Here is a 14,766-nt window from a genome sequence, read left to right as displayed (position 1 = left end):
CGGGAAATCATCCAGGCGCTTTGCGATACTGCGGGGCAACCGTTCCGTTTCGGACAAACGTTCCCTCTCCAGAGACAGGGGCCCTTCTCCATGCCCGACGCCTTGGCCGCAGCCCGTTCCGGTCACGATCTCGCCAGCCTGCGCCAGCCGCTGCTGGCGGCCAAACATGCGCCGGAGGAGGAGGTCGTCACCACGCTCCTCGCCAGCCACGGCCTGACCGAGGCCGAGCGCGAAAGCATCCATGCGCGGGCGGCCGCCATCGTCACGGCGTCGCGCGCCCGCCGCAGCGAGCTGGGGCCGCTGGACAACTTCCTGCAGGAGTTCGGCCTGTCGAACCAGGAAGGCATCGCCCTGATGTGCATCGCCGAATGCCTGCTGCGCATCGCCGATGCCGACACCGCCGACAAGCTGATCGCCGAGAAGATCAGCCGCGGCCAGTGGGATGCCCATCTGGGCCGCAGCGACAGCGCCTTCGTCAATGCCGCGGCCTGGGGCCTGATGCTGACCGGCAAGATCACCGGGCTGGAGCGGGAGCAGGGCGCCGGTTTTCTGACGCGCATCGTGGCCAGGTCCGGCGAATCCGTGATCCGGGCCGCCATGGGGCAGGCCATGAAGGTCATGGGCGACCATTTCGTGCTGGGCCGCACCATCGGCGAGGCGCTGGCCGCGGCGCGCAAGGCCAAGCCGGCCGGCACCACCCACAGCTATGACATGCTGGGCGAGGGGGCCCGCACCTGGGAGCAGGCGGAGCGCTATCTCCAGGACTATGTGCAGGCCATCGACGCCGTCGGGGCCGAGGCCGGGGGGCGCGGCCCCATGGCCGCCCCCGGCGTCTCCATCAAGCTGTCGGCCCTGCATCCGCGCTATGTCGTGGCCCAGGCCGGGGCCGTCATGACCGAGCTGGTGCCGCGGGTGAAGGGGCTCTGCCTCCAGGCCAAGCGCTGGGACATCAACCTGACCATCGACGCCGAGGAGGCCGACCGGCTGGAGCTGTCGCTGGATCTGCTGCAGGCGCTGGCCGCCGATCCCGATCTGGCCGGCTGGAACGGGCTGGGTCTGGCCATCCAGGCCTATTCCAAGCGCACGGCGCTGCTGGTGGACTGGCTGGCGGCGCTGGCCCGCGGCGCCGGGCGCCGGCTGATGGTGCGCCTGGTCAAGGGCGCCTATTGGGACAGCGAGATGAAATGGTCCCAGGCGGCGGGCCATGCCGACTATCCGCTGTTCACGCGCAAGGCGGCCACCGACCTGTCCTATCTGGTCTGCGCCCGCAAGATGCTGGCCAACCGTGACGCCATCTATCCGCAGTTCGCCACCCACAACGCCTATACCATCACGGCCATCCTGCATCTGGCCCGCGGCAGCCGCGATTTCGAGTTCCAGCGCCTGCACGGCATGGGCGAGCTGCTGCATGTGGCGGCGCGCGAGGCCTTCCCGGACATGCCGCATGTGCGCATCTACGCGCCGGTGGGCACCCATGCCGACCTGCTGCCCTATCTGGTGCGCCGCCTGCTGGAGAACGGCGCCAACAGCAATTTCGTCAACGCCTACATGGACCCGGCGGTGCCGGTGTCGCAGGTGGTGGCCGATCCGGTCAGCCTGCTGGAGAAGGAGGGACATTTGCGTCACCCGCACATCCCGCGGCCCGCGGACATCTATGGCGCCGGCCGGCGCAATTCCCAGGGCTACGACCTGACCGCGACGGACAGGGTGGAGTCGCTGCAGGCGGAGATGGCCAAGGCGCTGGCGCGGCGCTGGCACGCCGCCCCCATCGTCGGCGGGGTGGAGCTGGACGGCCCGGCCCAGCCGGTGACCGATCCCGCCGACCGCGGCCGCAGCGCCGGCACCGTGACCCCGGCCGATGCCGCCGCGGTGGAGCAGGCCCTGGCCCGCGCCGCCGCCGCCCAGCCGGCCTGGAACGCCACCCCGGCCGCCGAGCGCGCCGCCTGCCTGGAGCGGGCCGCCGACCTGATGGAGGCCGAGCATGCCGTGCTGATGGCGCTGCTGGGCCGCGAGGCCGGCAAGACCATGGCCGATGCCGCCGCCGAGGTGCGTGAGGCCGTCGATTTCTGCCGCTACTACGCCGCCCAGGCCCGCACCCAGTTCGGCGAGCCGCTGCGCCTGCCCGGCCCGACGGGGGAGAGCAACGAGCTGTACCTGTCCGGCCGCGGCGTCTTCGTCTGCATCAGCCCGTGGAACTTCCCGCTGGCCATCTTCACCGGCCAGGTGGTGGCCGCGCTGGTGGCCGGCAACGCCGTCATCGCCAAGCCGGCGGAGCAGACCCCGCTGGTGGCCGCCGAGACGGTGCGCCTGCTGCTGAAGGCCGGCGTGCCGGCCGATGCGCTGCATCTGCTGCCGGGTGACGGCGCCACGGTCGGCGGCACGCTGGTGCGCGACCGGCGCGTGGCCGGCGTCGCCTTCACCGGCTCCACCGAGACGGCACGGGCCATCAACCGCAGCCTCGCCGCCCGCGACGGCGCCATCGTGCCGCTGATCGCCGAGACCGGCGGCCAGAACGCCATGATCGTCGACAGCACCGCCCTGCTGGAGCAGGTGGTGGATGATTGCATCACCTCCGCCTTCCTGTCGGCCGGCCAGCGCTGCTCGGCCATGCGCGTGCTGTTCGCCCAGGAGGAGATCGCCGACAAGCTGGCCCACATGCTGGCCGGGGCCATGGATCTGGTCCGGCTGGGCGACCCGCTGCAGCTCAGCACCGATGTCGGCCCTGTGATCGACGAGGAGGCCCGCGCCATCCTGGTGGACCATGCCGCCCGCCTGGACCGCGAAGCCCGGCTGATCAAGGCGGTGGAGGTGCCGGCCGCGCTGGCCGGTGGAACCTTCTTCGGTCCCCGCCTCTATGAGATCGACGGGCTGGCCCGCCTGCCGCGCGAGGTGTTCGGCCCCATCCTGCATCTGGTGCGCTTCAAGGCGTCGGAGCTGGACCGGGTGGTGGCGGAGATCAACGCCACCGGCTACGGCCTGACCTTCGGCGTCCACAGCCGGCTGGAGGACCGGGCCCAGTCGCTGTTCCAGCGCGTGGCCAGCGGCAACGCCTATATCAACCGCAACATGGTGGGCGCCGTGGTCGGGGTGCAGCCCTTCGGCGGCCAGGGGCTGTCGGGGACGGGACCCAAGGCCGGCGGCCCGCACTATCTGCACCGATTCGCCACCGAGAAGACCCTGACCGTCAACACCACGGCCTTCGGCGGCAATGCGTCGCTGCTGGCGCTGGGCGGCTGACGGACCCGCCGGACTGCAATGGGGCGTGCCGGCGGGACACCGCCGGCACTGCCGGCACCGCCCACGGGCATGGTCCTATCGGTTGTGCGTTCCGGTTGTGGGGCGCGTCGTGTCATGGCGCGGCCGCGCACGGTTCATTCCGCACCGCGACACAATAGGACTAAACAATTTTATCTATCGTGCTAGTGTGTGAAGTCGAGGGGGGCCGCCAAAGGGGGCCGTCAGAGACTGTGGTGGTGTATGGCGGAGACTTCGGACGCGCCGCTGGTTCTGGTCGTTGAGGACGAACCGGCGACGAGAGCTTTGATTGCCGGCTATTTCCATCAGGCTGGTTTTCTGGTGGCCGAGGCCGAGAATGGCCGGGAGACGCGGGAGGCCATGCTGCGGCAGCCCCCCGATCTGGTGCTGCTGGACATCGAACTCCCTGATGAGGATGGGTTTTCCCTGGCCAAGAGCATCCGGGAAATCTCCAATGTCGGCATCATCATCGTCACCCAGCGCGCCAATGAGGACGATCGTGTGTTTGGCCTGGAGACAGGCGGCGACGATTATGTGACCAAGCCGCCCAATCCGCGAGAGCTGCTGGCCCGCGCCCGCAACCTGTTGCGACGGACCCATCCCAGCAAGCTGCACCGGGCCGAAGGCACCGTGCGCCGCTTCGGCGGCTGGACCATGGATCTGGCCCGCCGCCGGCTGATCGATCCGCGCGGCCAGGAGGTGCGGGTGACCCGCGGCGAGTTCGAACTGCTGGCGCTGCTGGTCCGCTCCGGCGGGCGGGTCGTGACCCGTGACCAGCTGATCGACGCCGTCAGCGGCACCGACAGCAACCCCAGCGACCGCACCATCGACGTGCTGGTCAGCCGGCTGCGCAAGAAGACCATGGATGCCGACGCCGGTGTCAGCCTGATCCTGACGGAAAAGGGCCTGGGCTACCGGCTGGGTGTCGAGCTGGACTGATCCCGGCACCGGCCAGCCGGGCGCCGGTTCAGCTTGACGGCAGACCGGCCCGGTAGACCTGCATCAGCGGCAGGGCGCGTCCGTAGGCGTGCAGCACGGCATCGAACCCGGCCTGCGCCGCGGCTGGATCGCCCCGGTCCGCCGCCTGTTCGGCGGCGCGGGCCAGGGCGGCCAGCTGGCTCAGGCCGACGGTACCGGCGCCGCTGGCCAGTTTGTGGACGGCGCGGGACACCGTCTCCCAGTCCCCCGACTCCGCCCCGGCGCGGGCGGCGGCCAGGGTTTCCGGAGCCGCCCGCAGGAAGCTGTCGATGATATGGGCCATGCGCCCAGGACCCAGCACCTGCAGATGCCCGTCCAGGGTGGTGCGGTCCAGCACCGGGACGGCGGCCTCGCTCCCGGTCGCGCCGCTTTCCGCAGCCGTCCCGCCGCCGGCCGGTTGCCGGAACCGGTCGGGCAGCAGCCGTATGGCCTGGGCCAGCACATGGGACAGGGCCTCCGCCGTCACCGGCTTCGGCAGATGCAGATCCATGCCGGCCGCCCGGCATTCGTCCCGTTGATCCCGGCTCAGGCTGCCGGACAGGGCGACCACCGGCACCGATGCGGCGGCCGGGTCCGGCAGGGCGCGGATGCGGCGCGTGGCCGCCATGCCCGACTGCCCGGGGAGGCGCAGATCCATCAGCACCACGTCGAGCCCGCCCTCGCCGGCCCGGCGGATGGCCTCGCGTCCGTTGCCGGCCACGGTCACGCGGTGTCCCGCCTGTTCCAGCAGGGTGGTGGTCAGCGTGCGGCTGACCGCATCATCCTCCACCAGCAGCACCCGCAGACGCGGCGTCCGGCGGTCACGGTCGCCGGCCGTGTCCGCCGGCCGCAGGCGGCGCAGCAGGGCGGACAGCACCCGCCCCCCGGCGGCAAGCCGCGCCGACGTGCGCGCGGGGGCCGGGAATGCAGGCAGATCAGAGGAGGTGTGTTGCAGCGCAGGCATGGATTTTCCTGGCAGGGTTACCGATTTATAAATATCTGACGGGTCAGGGTCTATGCTGACCTATGGCTCCGATCTGCCGGTGCGGGCGTTCCGCCGCGCTGCTGCGGTGCCACATGAACGGGTAGCCATGCGTTCCTCCTGCGCTGAAGGGTGCAAGTGATGTCCATGCCGGTGAATCCTCATCGTGCGCTGTCGGGGCGGTCCCTGTTGCGGGTCGCCGCCCTTGCCCTGATCGTGGCTCTGCCGGCCGGTCCGGCGCTGGCCCAGTCGGGCGACAAGGCCGCAGGGCCATCGGAAGGCGCCACCGTGCAATGGGCACAGCAGATCCTCGATGCCAAGGGGCTGTATCATGGCCGTGCCCATGGCCGCATGGATGCCGCCACGGCGGCGGCCGTCTCCGCCTATCAGAAGGCGGCGGGGCTGAAGGCCACGGGCCGGCTGGACCAGGCCACCATCGACCGCATGCTGGCCGAACGGGCCGACAAGCAGGACCCGACGATCGGCAATCTGGCCGATCCCAAGAGCCGGGCCAAATCCTCCGGTCCCATGCTGCGCGAACAGGATGTGCGGCCGCAGGCGGCCCCGTCGGTGACCGGGGTCGAGCGCGGCGAGGGTGGCGACCAGGTGCTGGGCGGCGGCAGCATCGGTGTGGCGCCGCCGGCCGCCACGCGGCCGTCCGCACGCGGGGAGGCGGCCGGCGGCCCGTCGGTGATCGGCGGGCGCTCTGCGGGCGGTGTGTCCGGTGCCAGCCAGCCGCAGGCCGCGCCGTCCGTTCCGGTCGAGGGGGCGGTGGACGGGGCGGCCCCGCGCAGCGAGGTCAGCACCGAGGGACCCCTGGCCGGCAGCGTCGGGGATGCCGCTGGGTTCGAGCCGCCGGACTGGGCCCGCTACGGCCTGGTCGGGGCCACCGGGCTGCTGGTGGCCGCCATGGCCTTCTATTGGTGGCTCAGCGGCCGGCGCCCGTCCCGCGGCCGGCGCCCGGCGGCTCCCGCCGTCCCGGTTCACGCAGCCGGCCCGGTGCGGCGCGAGCCCGTGCTGGGACCGGACCCGGCGGCACAGCGCCAGGGGCCGGCCCTGACCGCCCAGCGCCGCGACAGCGGCCTGCGTGCCGGCTTCTGACCGGGGCCGGACGCGCGGAACGGCGTGAATCAGCGCGGCTAAAGGTCATGTCGTTTCCGGCGGCAGGGTCTGTGCGACGTGATTCGTGCCGGAACGGGGATAATAACGAAATCGACCCTGTCCCGTCAGCGCCCTAGAGTCGGTGGCTTGAGAATCCCGGCAAACCGGGATCTCGGCCGGGTTCACTGGAGCGGGGCGCGCCTGACCGGCGAGACCCCGTAGCCCGGTCTCTGTGCGAAACAGGAGAGGCCTCGATGGTTTTTGACGGTGCCGATTTCGATAATCATGAGTTGGTGGTGTTCGGCCGCGATGCGGACACCGGGCTGTCCGCGATTATCGCCATCCATTCGACCAATCTGGGACCGGCCTGCGGCGGCTGCCGCATGTGGCCCTATGCCAACGAGGCCGATGCCCTGCGCGACGCGCTGCGCCTGTCGCGCGGCATGAGCTACAAGAACGCCATGGCCGGCCTGCCCCTGGGCGGCGGCAAATCGGTCATCATCGGCGACAGCCGCAAGGACAAGTCCGAGGCGCTGTTCCGCGCCTTCGGCCGTATGGTGGACAGCCTGGGCGGGCGCTACATCGCCGCCGAGGATGTGGGCACCAGCGTCGCCGACATCATGGCCATGGCCCAGTCCACCAAGCATGTGGCCGGTCTGGCCACCGGCCACGCCGCCAGCGGCGACCCGTCGCCCTTCACCGCCTATGGCATCTATCTCGGCATCAAGGCCGCGGCCAAGCACAAGCTGGGCAGCGACAGCCTGAAGGGCGTGCGCATCGCGGTCCAGGGTCTGGGCAATGTCGGCAGCCATGTCTGCCGCCATCTGGCCGAGGAAGGGGCGGTGCTGTTCGTCACCGACATCCAGCCCGACGCCGTGTCGCGCGCCGTGGCGCAGTTCGGGGCCACGGCCGTAGAGCCGGGCCGCATCCATGCCGCCGACGTGGACATCTACGCCCCCTGCGCCCTGGGGGCTGTCATCAACGAGCAGACCCTGCCGGAGATCAAGGCCAAGGTCATCGCCGGCGGTGCCAACAACCAGCTGGCCACCGACGCCGTGGGTGAACTCGTGCGTCAGGCCGGCATCCTTTACGCGCCGGACTATGTCATCAATGGCGGCGGCATCATCAATGTCTCGGCCGAGGTGACGCAGTCCTACGACAAGGCGGCCGTGCTGCGTCAGGTCGAGCAGATCCCCGTGACCCTGTCCGACATCTTCCGTCGCGCCGACCGCGATAACCGTCCGACCAGCACCATTGCCGACGAGATGGCGCGCGAGCGTCTGGCCGCCGGCAAGCGCACGGCGCTGGCCGCCGAGTGAGGTTCGTGGAAGGATGGGGCAGCGCGGCGCTGCCCCATCCTTCCCTTGCTGCCCCAACCGCTGAAACTTCTGACCGCTGCCGCGCCTGTCCGTGCGGTCCAGCCTCTGCGAAGGAGATCCGCCTCTGCCCCGACCCTCCGTCTGGACCCGCCCCGTGATTTCCTGCCGCCGGACGCCGTCTCTCGGTTCCGGCCTGCGTTGTTGCATCCTGGGCTGTCTGCTGGCCCTGCTGCTGCCGGTCGCGGCATGGGCGGCGGGGTCGATCGAGGTGGGGGTGGTCTGCTTCCGCGTGCCGGCCGACTGGCAGCAGGTCCCCGCCGGCAATCCCAAGGTCACGCAGTTCCGCCGCTCCCCCGGTGCCGGGCCGGTGATGCAGTTCCAGCGCGGCGATGACAGTGTCGGCCAGGAGATCGAGCGGCTGCTGACCGGCTTCGCCGAGCCGCGGTCGCGGCTGAAGCCCCGGATCTGGCATGAGCAGGTGGCCGGCAGGTCCGTGACCATGCTGGATGCCACCGGCAGCCCGCCCGCGCAGGCCGGGCCGGGCCGGCACCGGATGCTGGCCGCCGTGTTCGAGACCCGCCGCGGCCCGGTGGTGGCCAGCCTCGATGGCAGTCCGGCGGCCGTGGCCCAGGCGGCCGCGGGCTTCTGGGCCGTGGTCCATGCGGCCACCGATCCGCTGAAGCCCTGAGCCGCGGTTCCGTCCCGGCGGGAGCCCCGCCCCGGTGAATTGAACCTTCCCGCCGCAGCGGCCGTTGTCCGGCAACAGCGTGGGGAGACCGGCCGTGGACGGGGGCATCAGCGGACAGGAGATGATGGCGCAGGCCGCGGCGGTCGATCTGCGTTATGTCAACGATGATGAACCCGGCATCCGGCGGCGGCGCACGGGCCGCGGCTTCCGCTATATCGGCCCCGACGGGGCCGCGGTGAAGGACCCGGCCGATCTGGCCCGCATCCGCCGGCTGGCCATCCCCCCGGCCTATACCGATGTCTGGATCTGCGCCGATGCCCAGGGCCATATCCAGGCCACCGGCCGCGATGCCCGCGGCCGCAAGCAGTACCGCTACCATCCGCGCTGGGTCGAGGTCCGGGATGCCGACAAATATGAGCGGCTGCTGGCCTTTTCCCGTGCCCTGCCGCTGATCCGCGCGCGGATCGAGGCCGATCTGCACCGCCCCGGCCTGCCGCGGGAGAAGGTGCTGGCCTGTGTGGTGAAGCTGCTGGATACGACGCTGATCCGTATCGGCAATGACAGCTATGCCAAGGAGAACCGCAGCTTCGGGCTGACCACGCTGCGCGACCGCCATGTACAGGTGCAGGGCAGGGTCATGCGCTTCCAGTTCCGCGGCAAGAGCGGCAAGGACTGGCGGCTGACCCTGCACGACCGCCGGTTGGCCCGGCTGGTCAAGGCCTGCCAGGATGTGCCGGGCCAGCGCCTGTTCCAGTATGTCGATACCGAGGGCGGGCGCCATGGCATCAGCTCCCAGGACGTCAACGCCTATATCCGCGACTGCGCCGGCCAGGATTTCAGCGCCAAGGATTTCCGCACCTGGGCCGGGACCGTGCTGGCCGCCTTTGCTCTGCAGGAACTGGAACAGGTGGACAGCCAGGCGGCGCGCAAGCGCAACCTGACCGCCGCCATCCGGAAGGTCGCGTCCCGGCTGGGCAACACCCCTGCCGTCTGCCGCCGCTGCTATGTCCATCCCCAGCTCATGTCCGCCTATCTGGAGGAAGGGCTGATCGGGCAGGTCCAGGCCGAGGTGCGGCGCGCGCTGCGCCCTGATCTGGCGGGGCTTTCGCCGGAGGAGGCCGCCGTGCTGGCCTTCCTGGAGCGGCGCTTGCAGCGGGAGGCCGGCTAGACCGCATCGCGGGGCGTCACCCCGGCCGGGCACCGGGGCCGAGACTGCGTACCGCCTCCTCGCCGCCGACGGCGCGCAGATGCGCCACCATTTCGGCCCGGATCCAGTCGGTGAAGGCCGCCACCTCCGGCCGGCGGAAATGGTCGGGCGGCGCCACCAGATGGAACGCATCCTGCGGGATCTGCACGGGGAAGGGGCGCCGCAGCCGGCCATCCGCCAGCTCGTCCCCGGCCAGCACCAGATCGCCCAGGGCCAGACCCTGGCCGGCCACGGCGGCATCGATGGCATGGGCGGCCTCGAAGAAGCGCGGTCCCTCCAGCCGGGTCACCCCCTCGACGCCCGCCGTGGCCATCCAGCGGTACCAGGGCTCGTCCGGATGCTCCAGCAGCAGTGGCCGCCGCAGCAGGTCGGCCGGGCTGGACAGATCCGCCACCAGGGCGGGCGTGCCGACGGGGAAGGTGCGCACCAGGGCCAGCAGATGGGCGCGCAGGCCCGGCCAGGGCGGACGGCCGAAGCGGATGCCCAGATCGGCGTCGCCGCGGAACTCGGTCTTCTGGGCGGTGGCGTCCAGGCTGACCTCGATGCCGGGATGGGCCGCCAGGAATCCCGCCAGCCGCCGGGCCAGCCAGCGCTGGGCGAAGGACGGGTCCACCGACAGGCGCAGCCGCCGCCGCTCCGCACCGGCGGTCAGGTCAGCCGTGGCCCGGGCGATCTGGTCCAGGGCCGCTGTCAGCGCGTCGCGGTAGACGAGCCCGGCCTGGGTCAGACGCAGGCCGCGGCTGTGACGCTCGAACAGCGGCCGGCCGATCCAGGCCTCCAGATCGCGCACATGCCGGCTCAGGGCGGGATGGGTGACATTCAGCTCCGCCGCCGCCCGGCTCAGGCTCTCATGGCGGGCCGCGGCCTCGAAGGCGCGCAGGGCGGTCAGGGGCGGCAGGCGGCGGGCCATGGCGGCAAGGGTTCCGATGTAACGTCCGGTTACAGCGACTGTAGCGACTCGGTAATCGACGTCAACCGTCCGCGGCCTGACACTGGCCGCCACAGGATCAAGGGAGGGCGGGTATCATGAGCTATCTCAGCAGAATCTTCGCCAGTGCCTACAGGTTGCTGCTCCCGGGGCCGCTCTTCTGCGGTGGTGACGGGATGGCGCGGGACAACACCGGCGTGCAGCGGCGACGGGATTGACAGGGAAGGTGGCTTGCGGCAGTTGGAGCGCGACGAGCGGGAGGGCCAGCCTCCGGCCGCTTTACTGTCTGGGACCGATGCAATGACCGACACTGCTTCCTCCGCCGCGCAGGCGTCTCTGCCGCTGTTCTACACGAATCCGGTGCCCGTCCATGCCGAGCGGCACAAGGACTGGAAGGTGAAGCAGGCCCGCAGCTTCGCCTATGCGGCCAAGACCCATGCCGTGCCGGTGGTGCTGGACGAGGTGCCGGCCCTGCAGGCCGCCTATCCCCTGGTGTTCTCGGTGGGCGAGAATCCGGGTCTGGTGGCGCTGGTCGGGCTGCGCGCCGACGAGAACCTGTTCGTCGGTGAGGACGGGACCTGGCGTCAGGGCTTCCCCATCCCCTCCTATGTGCAGCGCTATCCCTTCATCCTCATCGAAGTGCCGGATGAGAAGCGCATGATCCTGGCCATGGAAGAGGATGCCGGCACCGTCGGCACCGATGGCGAACTGGCGCTGTATGAGGACGGCAAGGCCACGCCGCAGGGCCAGGAGATCCTGAACTACTGCATGGCCTTCAACAATTCCGCCCAGGCCACCCAGGCCTTCTGCACCGAGCTGCAGCAGCGCGGCCTGCTGATCGAGCAGCGCGCCGACATCGTCACCCCCGGCAACCGCCGCCTGTCGCTGTCGGGCTTCCGCGTCATCGACGAGCAGAAGTTCAACGCGCTGCCGGACGAGGTCTTCCTGGAATGGCGCAAGCGCAACTGGGTCGGCATGGTCTATGCCCACCTGCTGTCGCTGGGCCGCTGGCAGAATCTGATCGACATGATGAAGGACCGCGAGGTCCCCGCCGCGGCGGAGTAAGAGCGGATGGTCCCGCTGGGCTGGGCCCAGCGGGACCGATCGCTGCGGCGGCAGGGTCCGCCCCGACAAAAAGGCCCCGGAGGATGACCTCCGGGGCCTTGGCGTTTCCGGTGCGCTGTCCCACGCGACCGGCAGCGCCGGTGAGGCTCAGCGTGCGCTGGGCGCCGGCTGCGGCGGCGTCTGCGGCACCTCCGGCGGCGCCACCTTGGTGCCCTGGCTCATCGGCTCGGGCGGGCTCGGCGGAGCCATGGTGCTGACCGGCGCCTGCGGCGTCTCCGGCGGGCGGGGCTGGGTCGCGGGGGCCGGACGGTCCACGCTGGGCTGGCTCTGGGTCTGGATGCCGGTGCCGCCCATGCCGTTCTGGGCCAGGACGATGCCGGGGGCGGCCTTGACGGCCGGTGCCGCGGCGGGATGCCGGGTCAGCGCCGCCTGGGCCGGGACGGTCAGCAGGATCAGGGCGCCGGCAAGCAGCAGCGGCCGGCGCGCGGAAAGGATCGTGGTCACGGTGTCTGCTCCATAGGCTTGCCGGTGTTGATAGCCCCGCCGGCGACGGGGTCCCGATCCATGGGGGCCAGCCCCATGGGTTCCAGATGGAAATAGGCGCCGAAGGCCATGCGCCAGACGGCATCGGGCTGCCCGGCGGAGGCGGCGCGCAGGGCCACGGCCTCGCGGTTGACCTTCAGCAGGGCCTGCATGCCGGCCCTGGCGGCCAGGGTGCGCAGCCGTTCGGTATCGGCCGCCGTCAGCCCGTCATAGAAGGTGGCGCGGTCGAACTGGGGCGAGCCGTCGCCCATCAGGTTCTGCACGCTGGCCGCCATATGATCGTACAGGTTCATTCCGAAATAATGCAGCTTCTCCGTCTGGCCGTCCTGCGGGACCATGGCCGACGGGTCCAGATGCACGCGGTCGTCGGCATCGATCCGGCAGATGCCGCGCCGCACCAGCTCATCCAGGATGGCGCGGGGGCGCAGGTCGCGGCTGACCGTTTCCGCCAGGGTCTGGAACGAGGGCTGGTCCGGTTCGGCCAGCCGGGGCAGGGGGCGGGGCATGCCATCGCCATCGGCCGTGGTTCCGCCCGCCAGCCACAGGCCGATGAGATGCGCCGCCGGGGATGCCGACGGCACCGGCGTCTCCGCCTCCGTCGTCGGTGCCTCGCGCAGCCGCTTCACTTCCTTGCGGTGGACCCCGGTCAGCAGGCTGAGGCGGCTGACGGTCTGGTCCTTGCCGTCCAGCGGAAAGTCGCTGGCCGCCACCTCCACATAGAGACGGCGCAGCCGGTCCATCAGCAGCGGAAAGCCGATGCCGCGGGCGATTAGCAGCCGCACCAGCGGTCGCAGCAGGCGGTCGATGGCGGCAAGCAGGGCAGGCGGCGGAGTCTGCACCGCGGTCGGTCCTCATTCCCGGAATGGCCGGGCCACCCCTGGTGGCCGGGCGTCGGTTCCGCTGGAGTGTGGACAGAATCCTCCGTCATCGGCAAGGAGAATCCGGATTGACGTGGGTGATTTTCCCACGCATAAGACTTTCCGCGTGGGTAAAATTCCCACGCGAAATCACAGCCGGGGTCAGTCCCAACCCCACCCCGGCCGCGATCCCGCCCATCCGCTCCCTGGTGAGCCGGGGGGGTCGGGTTAGGCGCCGGTGCGTCGGCCTGTCTTTCCGCCCCTTGCGGGCCGGCGCACCGGATGCTTGCTGCACGGCCGATCGCTCCCCCCTCGACGTCCAACGCCCCTTCGGCTAAAGCCTTCCTCCCATGCGAACGGGGATTGCTCTGATACGACCGGCCCGATGCCGCGCCGCCCTGCTGCTGCCGGCCCTGCTGCCGGCCCTGCTGCCGGCGGCACCGGCGCGGGCGGAGCCGTGGCGGCTGTCCCGCCTGTCCCTGGGCGCGGATGTGGAACGGCAGGCCGTGGCGGGTGGCGACCGCAAGCTGGCCAGCCTGCCGCTGTCGGCTTCCTGGCAGCAGGGGGATTGGCTGGCGACGGCATCGGTGCCCTACCAGCAGGTGCGCGGGGATGGGGGCGACGATATCGACGGCTGGGGCGATCTGACCCTGTCGCTGGGACGGCCGCTGCGGCCGTGGACGCCCGGGTCCTGGACCGTATCGGCCACGGCGCAGCTGAAGCTGCCGACGGCGTCGCGCACGCTGGGCACCGGCCGTGCCGACGCCGGCCTGACGCTCGATCTGGCCTGGTGGCTGGAATCGTGGCTGCCCTTCGCCAGTCTGGGCTACCGGATGACCGGCAAGCGCAACGATCTGCCCATGCGCGACACCATCGCCGCCATGGCCGGGTTGCAGCGGGATCTGCGGGAGGATCTGGGCCAGGGCTGGTCGGCGGGGGCCTATGTCTCCTTCCGCCAGAGCCTTTACCGCACCGTCGACGATTACCGCACCGCCGTCCTCTACGGCACGGCGCCGCTGGGCGATGCCTGGTCCGTGCAGGCCTATGGCTCGGCCGCGCTGGGCACGCGGGCCGGCGATCTCGGCGGCGGCCTGCATCTGCGCTACAGTTTCACTGGAAAATGACCGTCACTTTCGCGCCTACGCGGAGGGATAGGCGGGTAAGGGGCTGCGGAGCCGGCCTCCACACGGTATAGTCAGGCTGGTCCCCAGACTGGGGTCCAGCCAGGGGCAGGGCGGCAGGGATCGTCGTCTGCGCGCGGCCGTCGCGGCCGGCACAGGCGTTTCGGAGAATGCGGTGCCTGTCTGTTCCCGGGCTTTCCGGCTCAACTTCCGCTGTCCGGACGCACCGTGGCAGCCAGACCGCAGGTCCGCGCATGAACCTGGAAATCCGCACCTTCGCTATCCGTGATGCCGCTGCCGACGAGGATGAGGCACGGCTGGCCTCGTTCCTGCGTACCGTGGAGGTGGAGCGGATCGACACCGCCTATGCCGATGCCGGCTGGCGTGTGCTGGTCCATTTCCGCGATCTGCGCCGGAAGGAGGAACGCGCCCAGATCGAGCAGGCCATCAGCGACGCCATCAATGCCTGGCGGGCCGAGATGGCCCGGAACGAGGGCATCGAGAAGGATCAGGTCCTGCCCCAGGGCGTGGTTTCGGAAATCGCGCGCTATGCCCCCACCACCGAGATCGAGCTGGCGGTTATCGCCAGTGCCGCGGGCATCAACGTCGGTGAGCGCGGCGCCGACATCGTCCGTGTCGTCCGCCAGACCATGGAAGACCTGACCGACTGAGCGGGGTCTGACGGGTGTCCAGCCGCGGCGGCCCGGCCGCGGCTGGGGTCCGGCTGTCCGCAAAGCCGGGGG

The 14,766-nt window shown here is 70.8% G+C and carries 13 protein-coding genes; 9 read left to right on the top strand and 4 right to left on the bottom strand.

Annotated features, from left to right (window positions below; all coding sequences use genetic code 11):
* Window positions 1-90: 90 nt before the first annotated feature.
* Entirely contained in the window at window positions 91-3,237 is a 3,147-nt protein-coding gene (gene putA / locus DK368_RS13635) for a bifunctional proline dehydrogenase/L-glutamate gamma-semialdehyde dehydrogenase PutA (protein WP_114394509.1), read from the top strand.
* A gap of 240 nt (window positions 3,238-3,477) precedes the next feature.
* The gene (locus DK368_RS13630; RefSeq protein WP_114394508.1) at window positions 3,478-4,194 is read left to right on the top strand and encodes a response regulator transcription factor; all 717 of its coding nucleotides are present in this window, start codon (window positions 3,478-3,480) and stop codon (window positions 4,192-4,194) included.
* Between the two features lie 28 nt (window positions 4,195-4,222).
* On the opposite strand, the gene DK368_RS13625 is transcribed toward DK368_RS13630, so the two are convergent.
* Complete coding sequence (locus DK368_RS13625; protein ID WP_114394507.1) at window positions 4,223-5,176, bottom strand: response regulator; 954 nt, start codon at window positions 5,174-5,176, stop codon at window positions 4,223-4,225.
* Window positions 5,177-5,335: 159 nt separating this feature from the next.
* Between DK368_RS13625 and DK368_RS13620 the strand changes: the two genes are divergently transcribed.
* From DK368_RS13620 to DK368_RS13605, 4 genes are all read left to right on the top strand, one after another.
* Entirely contained in the window at window positions 5,336-6,295 is a 960-nt protein-coding gene (locus tag DK368_RS13620) for a peptidoglycan-binding domain-containing protein (RefSeq protein WP_114394506.1), read from the top strand.
* A 254-nt stretch (window positions 6,296-6,549) separates the two neighbouring features.
* Window positions 6,550-7,614 (top strand): Glu/Leu/Phe/Val family dehydrogenase, encoded by a 1,065-nt coding sequence (locus tag DK368_RS13615; protein ID WP_114394505.1) that lies wholly within the window; start codon window positions 6,550-6,552, stop codon window positions 7,612-7,614.
* Window positions 7,615-7,768: 154 nt separating this feature from the next.
* On the top strand, window positions 7,769-8,302 hold the full coding sequence (locus tag DK368_RS13610) for a hypothetical protein (RefSeq protein ID WP_114394504.1): 534 nt from the start codon (window positions 7,769-7,771) through the stop codon (window positions 8,300-8,302).
* A 94-nt stretch (window positions 8,303-8,396) separates the two neighbouring features.
* A complete protein-coding gene (locus DK368_RS13605; protein ID WP_240002493.1) occupies window positions 8,397-9,470 on the top strand; it encodes a DNA topoisomerase IB in 1,074 nt (357 codons plus the stop codon).
* Window positions 9,471-9,486: 16 nt separating this feature from the next.
* Here DK368_RS13605 and gcvA read toward each other — a convergent pair whose 3' ends face one another.
* A complete protein-coding gene (gene gcvA, locus DK368_RS13600; RefSeq protein ID WP_114394503.1) occupies window positions 9,487-10,419 on the bottom strand; it encodes a transcriptional regulator GcvA in 933 nt (310 codons plus the stop codon).
* A 318-nt stretch (window positions 10,420-10,737) separates the two neighbouring features.
* Here gcvA and DK368_RS13595 point away from each other — a divergent pair, with 318 nt between their 5' ends.
* Window positions 10,738-11,502, top strand: coding sequence for a SapC family protein (locus DK368_RS13595; RefSeq protein ID WP_114394502.1), 765 nt, complete (start codon window positions 10,738-10,740; stop codon window positions 11,500-11,502).
* Between the two features lie 147 nt (window positions 11,503-11,649).
* Here the strand turns inward: DK368_RS13595 and DK368_RS13590 are convergent, their stop codons facing one another.
* Both DK368_RS13590 and DK368_RS13585 read right to left on the bottom strand, forming a co-directional pair.
* A complete protein-coding gene (locus tag DK368_RS13590; RefSeq protein ID WP_114394501.1) occupies window positions 11,650-12,006 on the bottom strand; it encodes a hypothetical protein in 357 nt (118 codons plus the stop codon).
* Window positions 12,003-12,884 carry a DUF6502 family protein gene (locus DK368_RS13585; protein ID WP_114394500.1) on the bottom strand — a complete coding sequence of 294 codons (882 nt, stop codon included), beginning with the start codon at window positions 12,882-12,884 and terminating at the stop codon, window positions 12,003-12,005. The genes DK368_RS13590 and DK368_RS13585 overlap by 4 nt, the downstream gene beginning before the upstream one ends.
* A 368-nt stretch (window positions 12,885-13,252) precedes the next feature.
* Here DK368_RS13585 and DK368_RS13580 point away from each other — a divergent pair, with 368 nt between their 5' ends.
* Both DK368_RS13580 and DK368_RS13575 read left to right on the top strand, forming a co-directional pair.
* Window positions 13,253-14,026 carry a hypothetical protein gene (locus tag DK368_RS13580; protein ID WP_114394499.1) on the top strand — a complete coding sequence of 258 codons (774 nt, stop codon included), beginning with the start codon at window positions 13,253-13,255 and terminating at the stop codon, window positions 14,024-14,026.
* 251 nt (window positions 14,027-14,277) lie between these two features.
* Window positions 14,278-14,694, top strand: coding sequence for an HRDC domain-containing protein (locus DK368_RS13575; RefSeq protein WP_114394498.1), 417 nt, complete (start codon window positions 14,278-14,280; stop codon window positions 14,692-14,694).
* The last annotated feature ends 72 nt before the right edge of the window (window positions 14,695-14,766 follow it).

Source organism: Oleisolibacter albus, from assembly GCF_003336875.1.
In the GTDB taxonomy this organism is placed as follows: Bacteria; Pseudomonadota; Alphaproteobacteria; order Azospirillales; family Azospirillaceae; genus Niveispirillum; species Niveispirillum album.
Note: the sequence above shows the minus strand (reverse complement) of the source record. Positions and strands in the feature narration are given on the sequence as shown.

Coding starts and splice junctions, on each gene's coding strand:
- putA (WP_114394509.1), top strand. CDS start 91: ATGCCCGACGCCTTGGCCGCAGCCCGTTCCGGTCACGATCTCGCCAGC.
- DK368_RS13630 (WP_114394508.1), top strand. CDS start 3,478: ATGGCGGAGACTTCGGACGCGCCGCTGGTTCTGGTCGTTGAGGACGAA.
- DK368_RS13625 (WP_114394507.1), bottom strand. CDS start 5,176: ATGCCTGCGCTGCAACACACCTCCTCTGATCTGCCTGCATTCCCGGCC.
- DK368_RS13620 (WP_114394506.1), top strand. CDS start 5,336: ATGTCCATGCCGGTGAATCCTCATCGTGCGCTGTCGGGGCGGTCCCTG.
- DK368_RS13615 (WP_114394505.1), top strand. CDS start 6,550: ATGGTTTTTGACGGTGCCGATTTCGATAATCATGAGTTGGTGGTGTTC.
- gcvA (WP_114394503.1), bottom strand. CDS start 10,419: ATGGCCCGCCGCCTGCCGCCCCTGACCGCCCTGCGCGCCTTCGAGGCC.
- DK368_RS13595 (WP_114394502.1), top strand. CDS start 10,738: ATGACCGACACTGCTTCCTCCGCCGCGCAGGCGTCTCTGCCGCTGTTC.
- DK368_RS13580 (WP_114394499.1), top strand. CDS start 13,253: ATGCGAACGGGGATTGCTCTGATACGACCGGCCCGATGCCGCGCCGCC.
- DK368_RS13575 (WP_114394498.1), top strand. CDS start 14,278: ATGAACCTGGAAATCCGCACCTTCGCTATCCGTGATGCCGCTGCCGAC.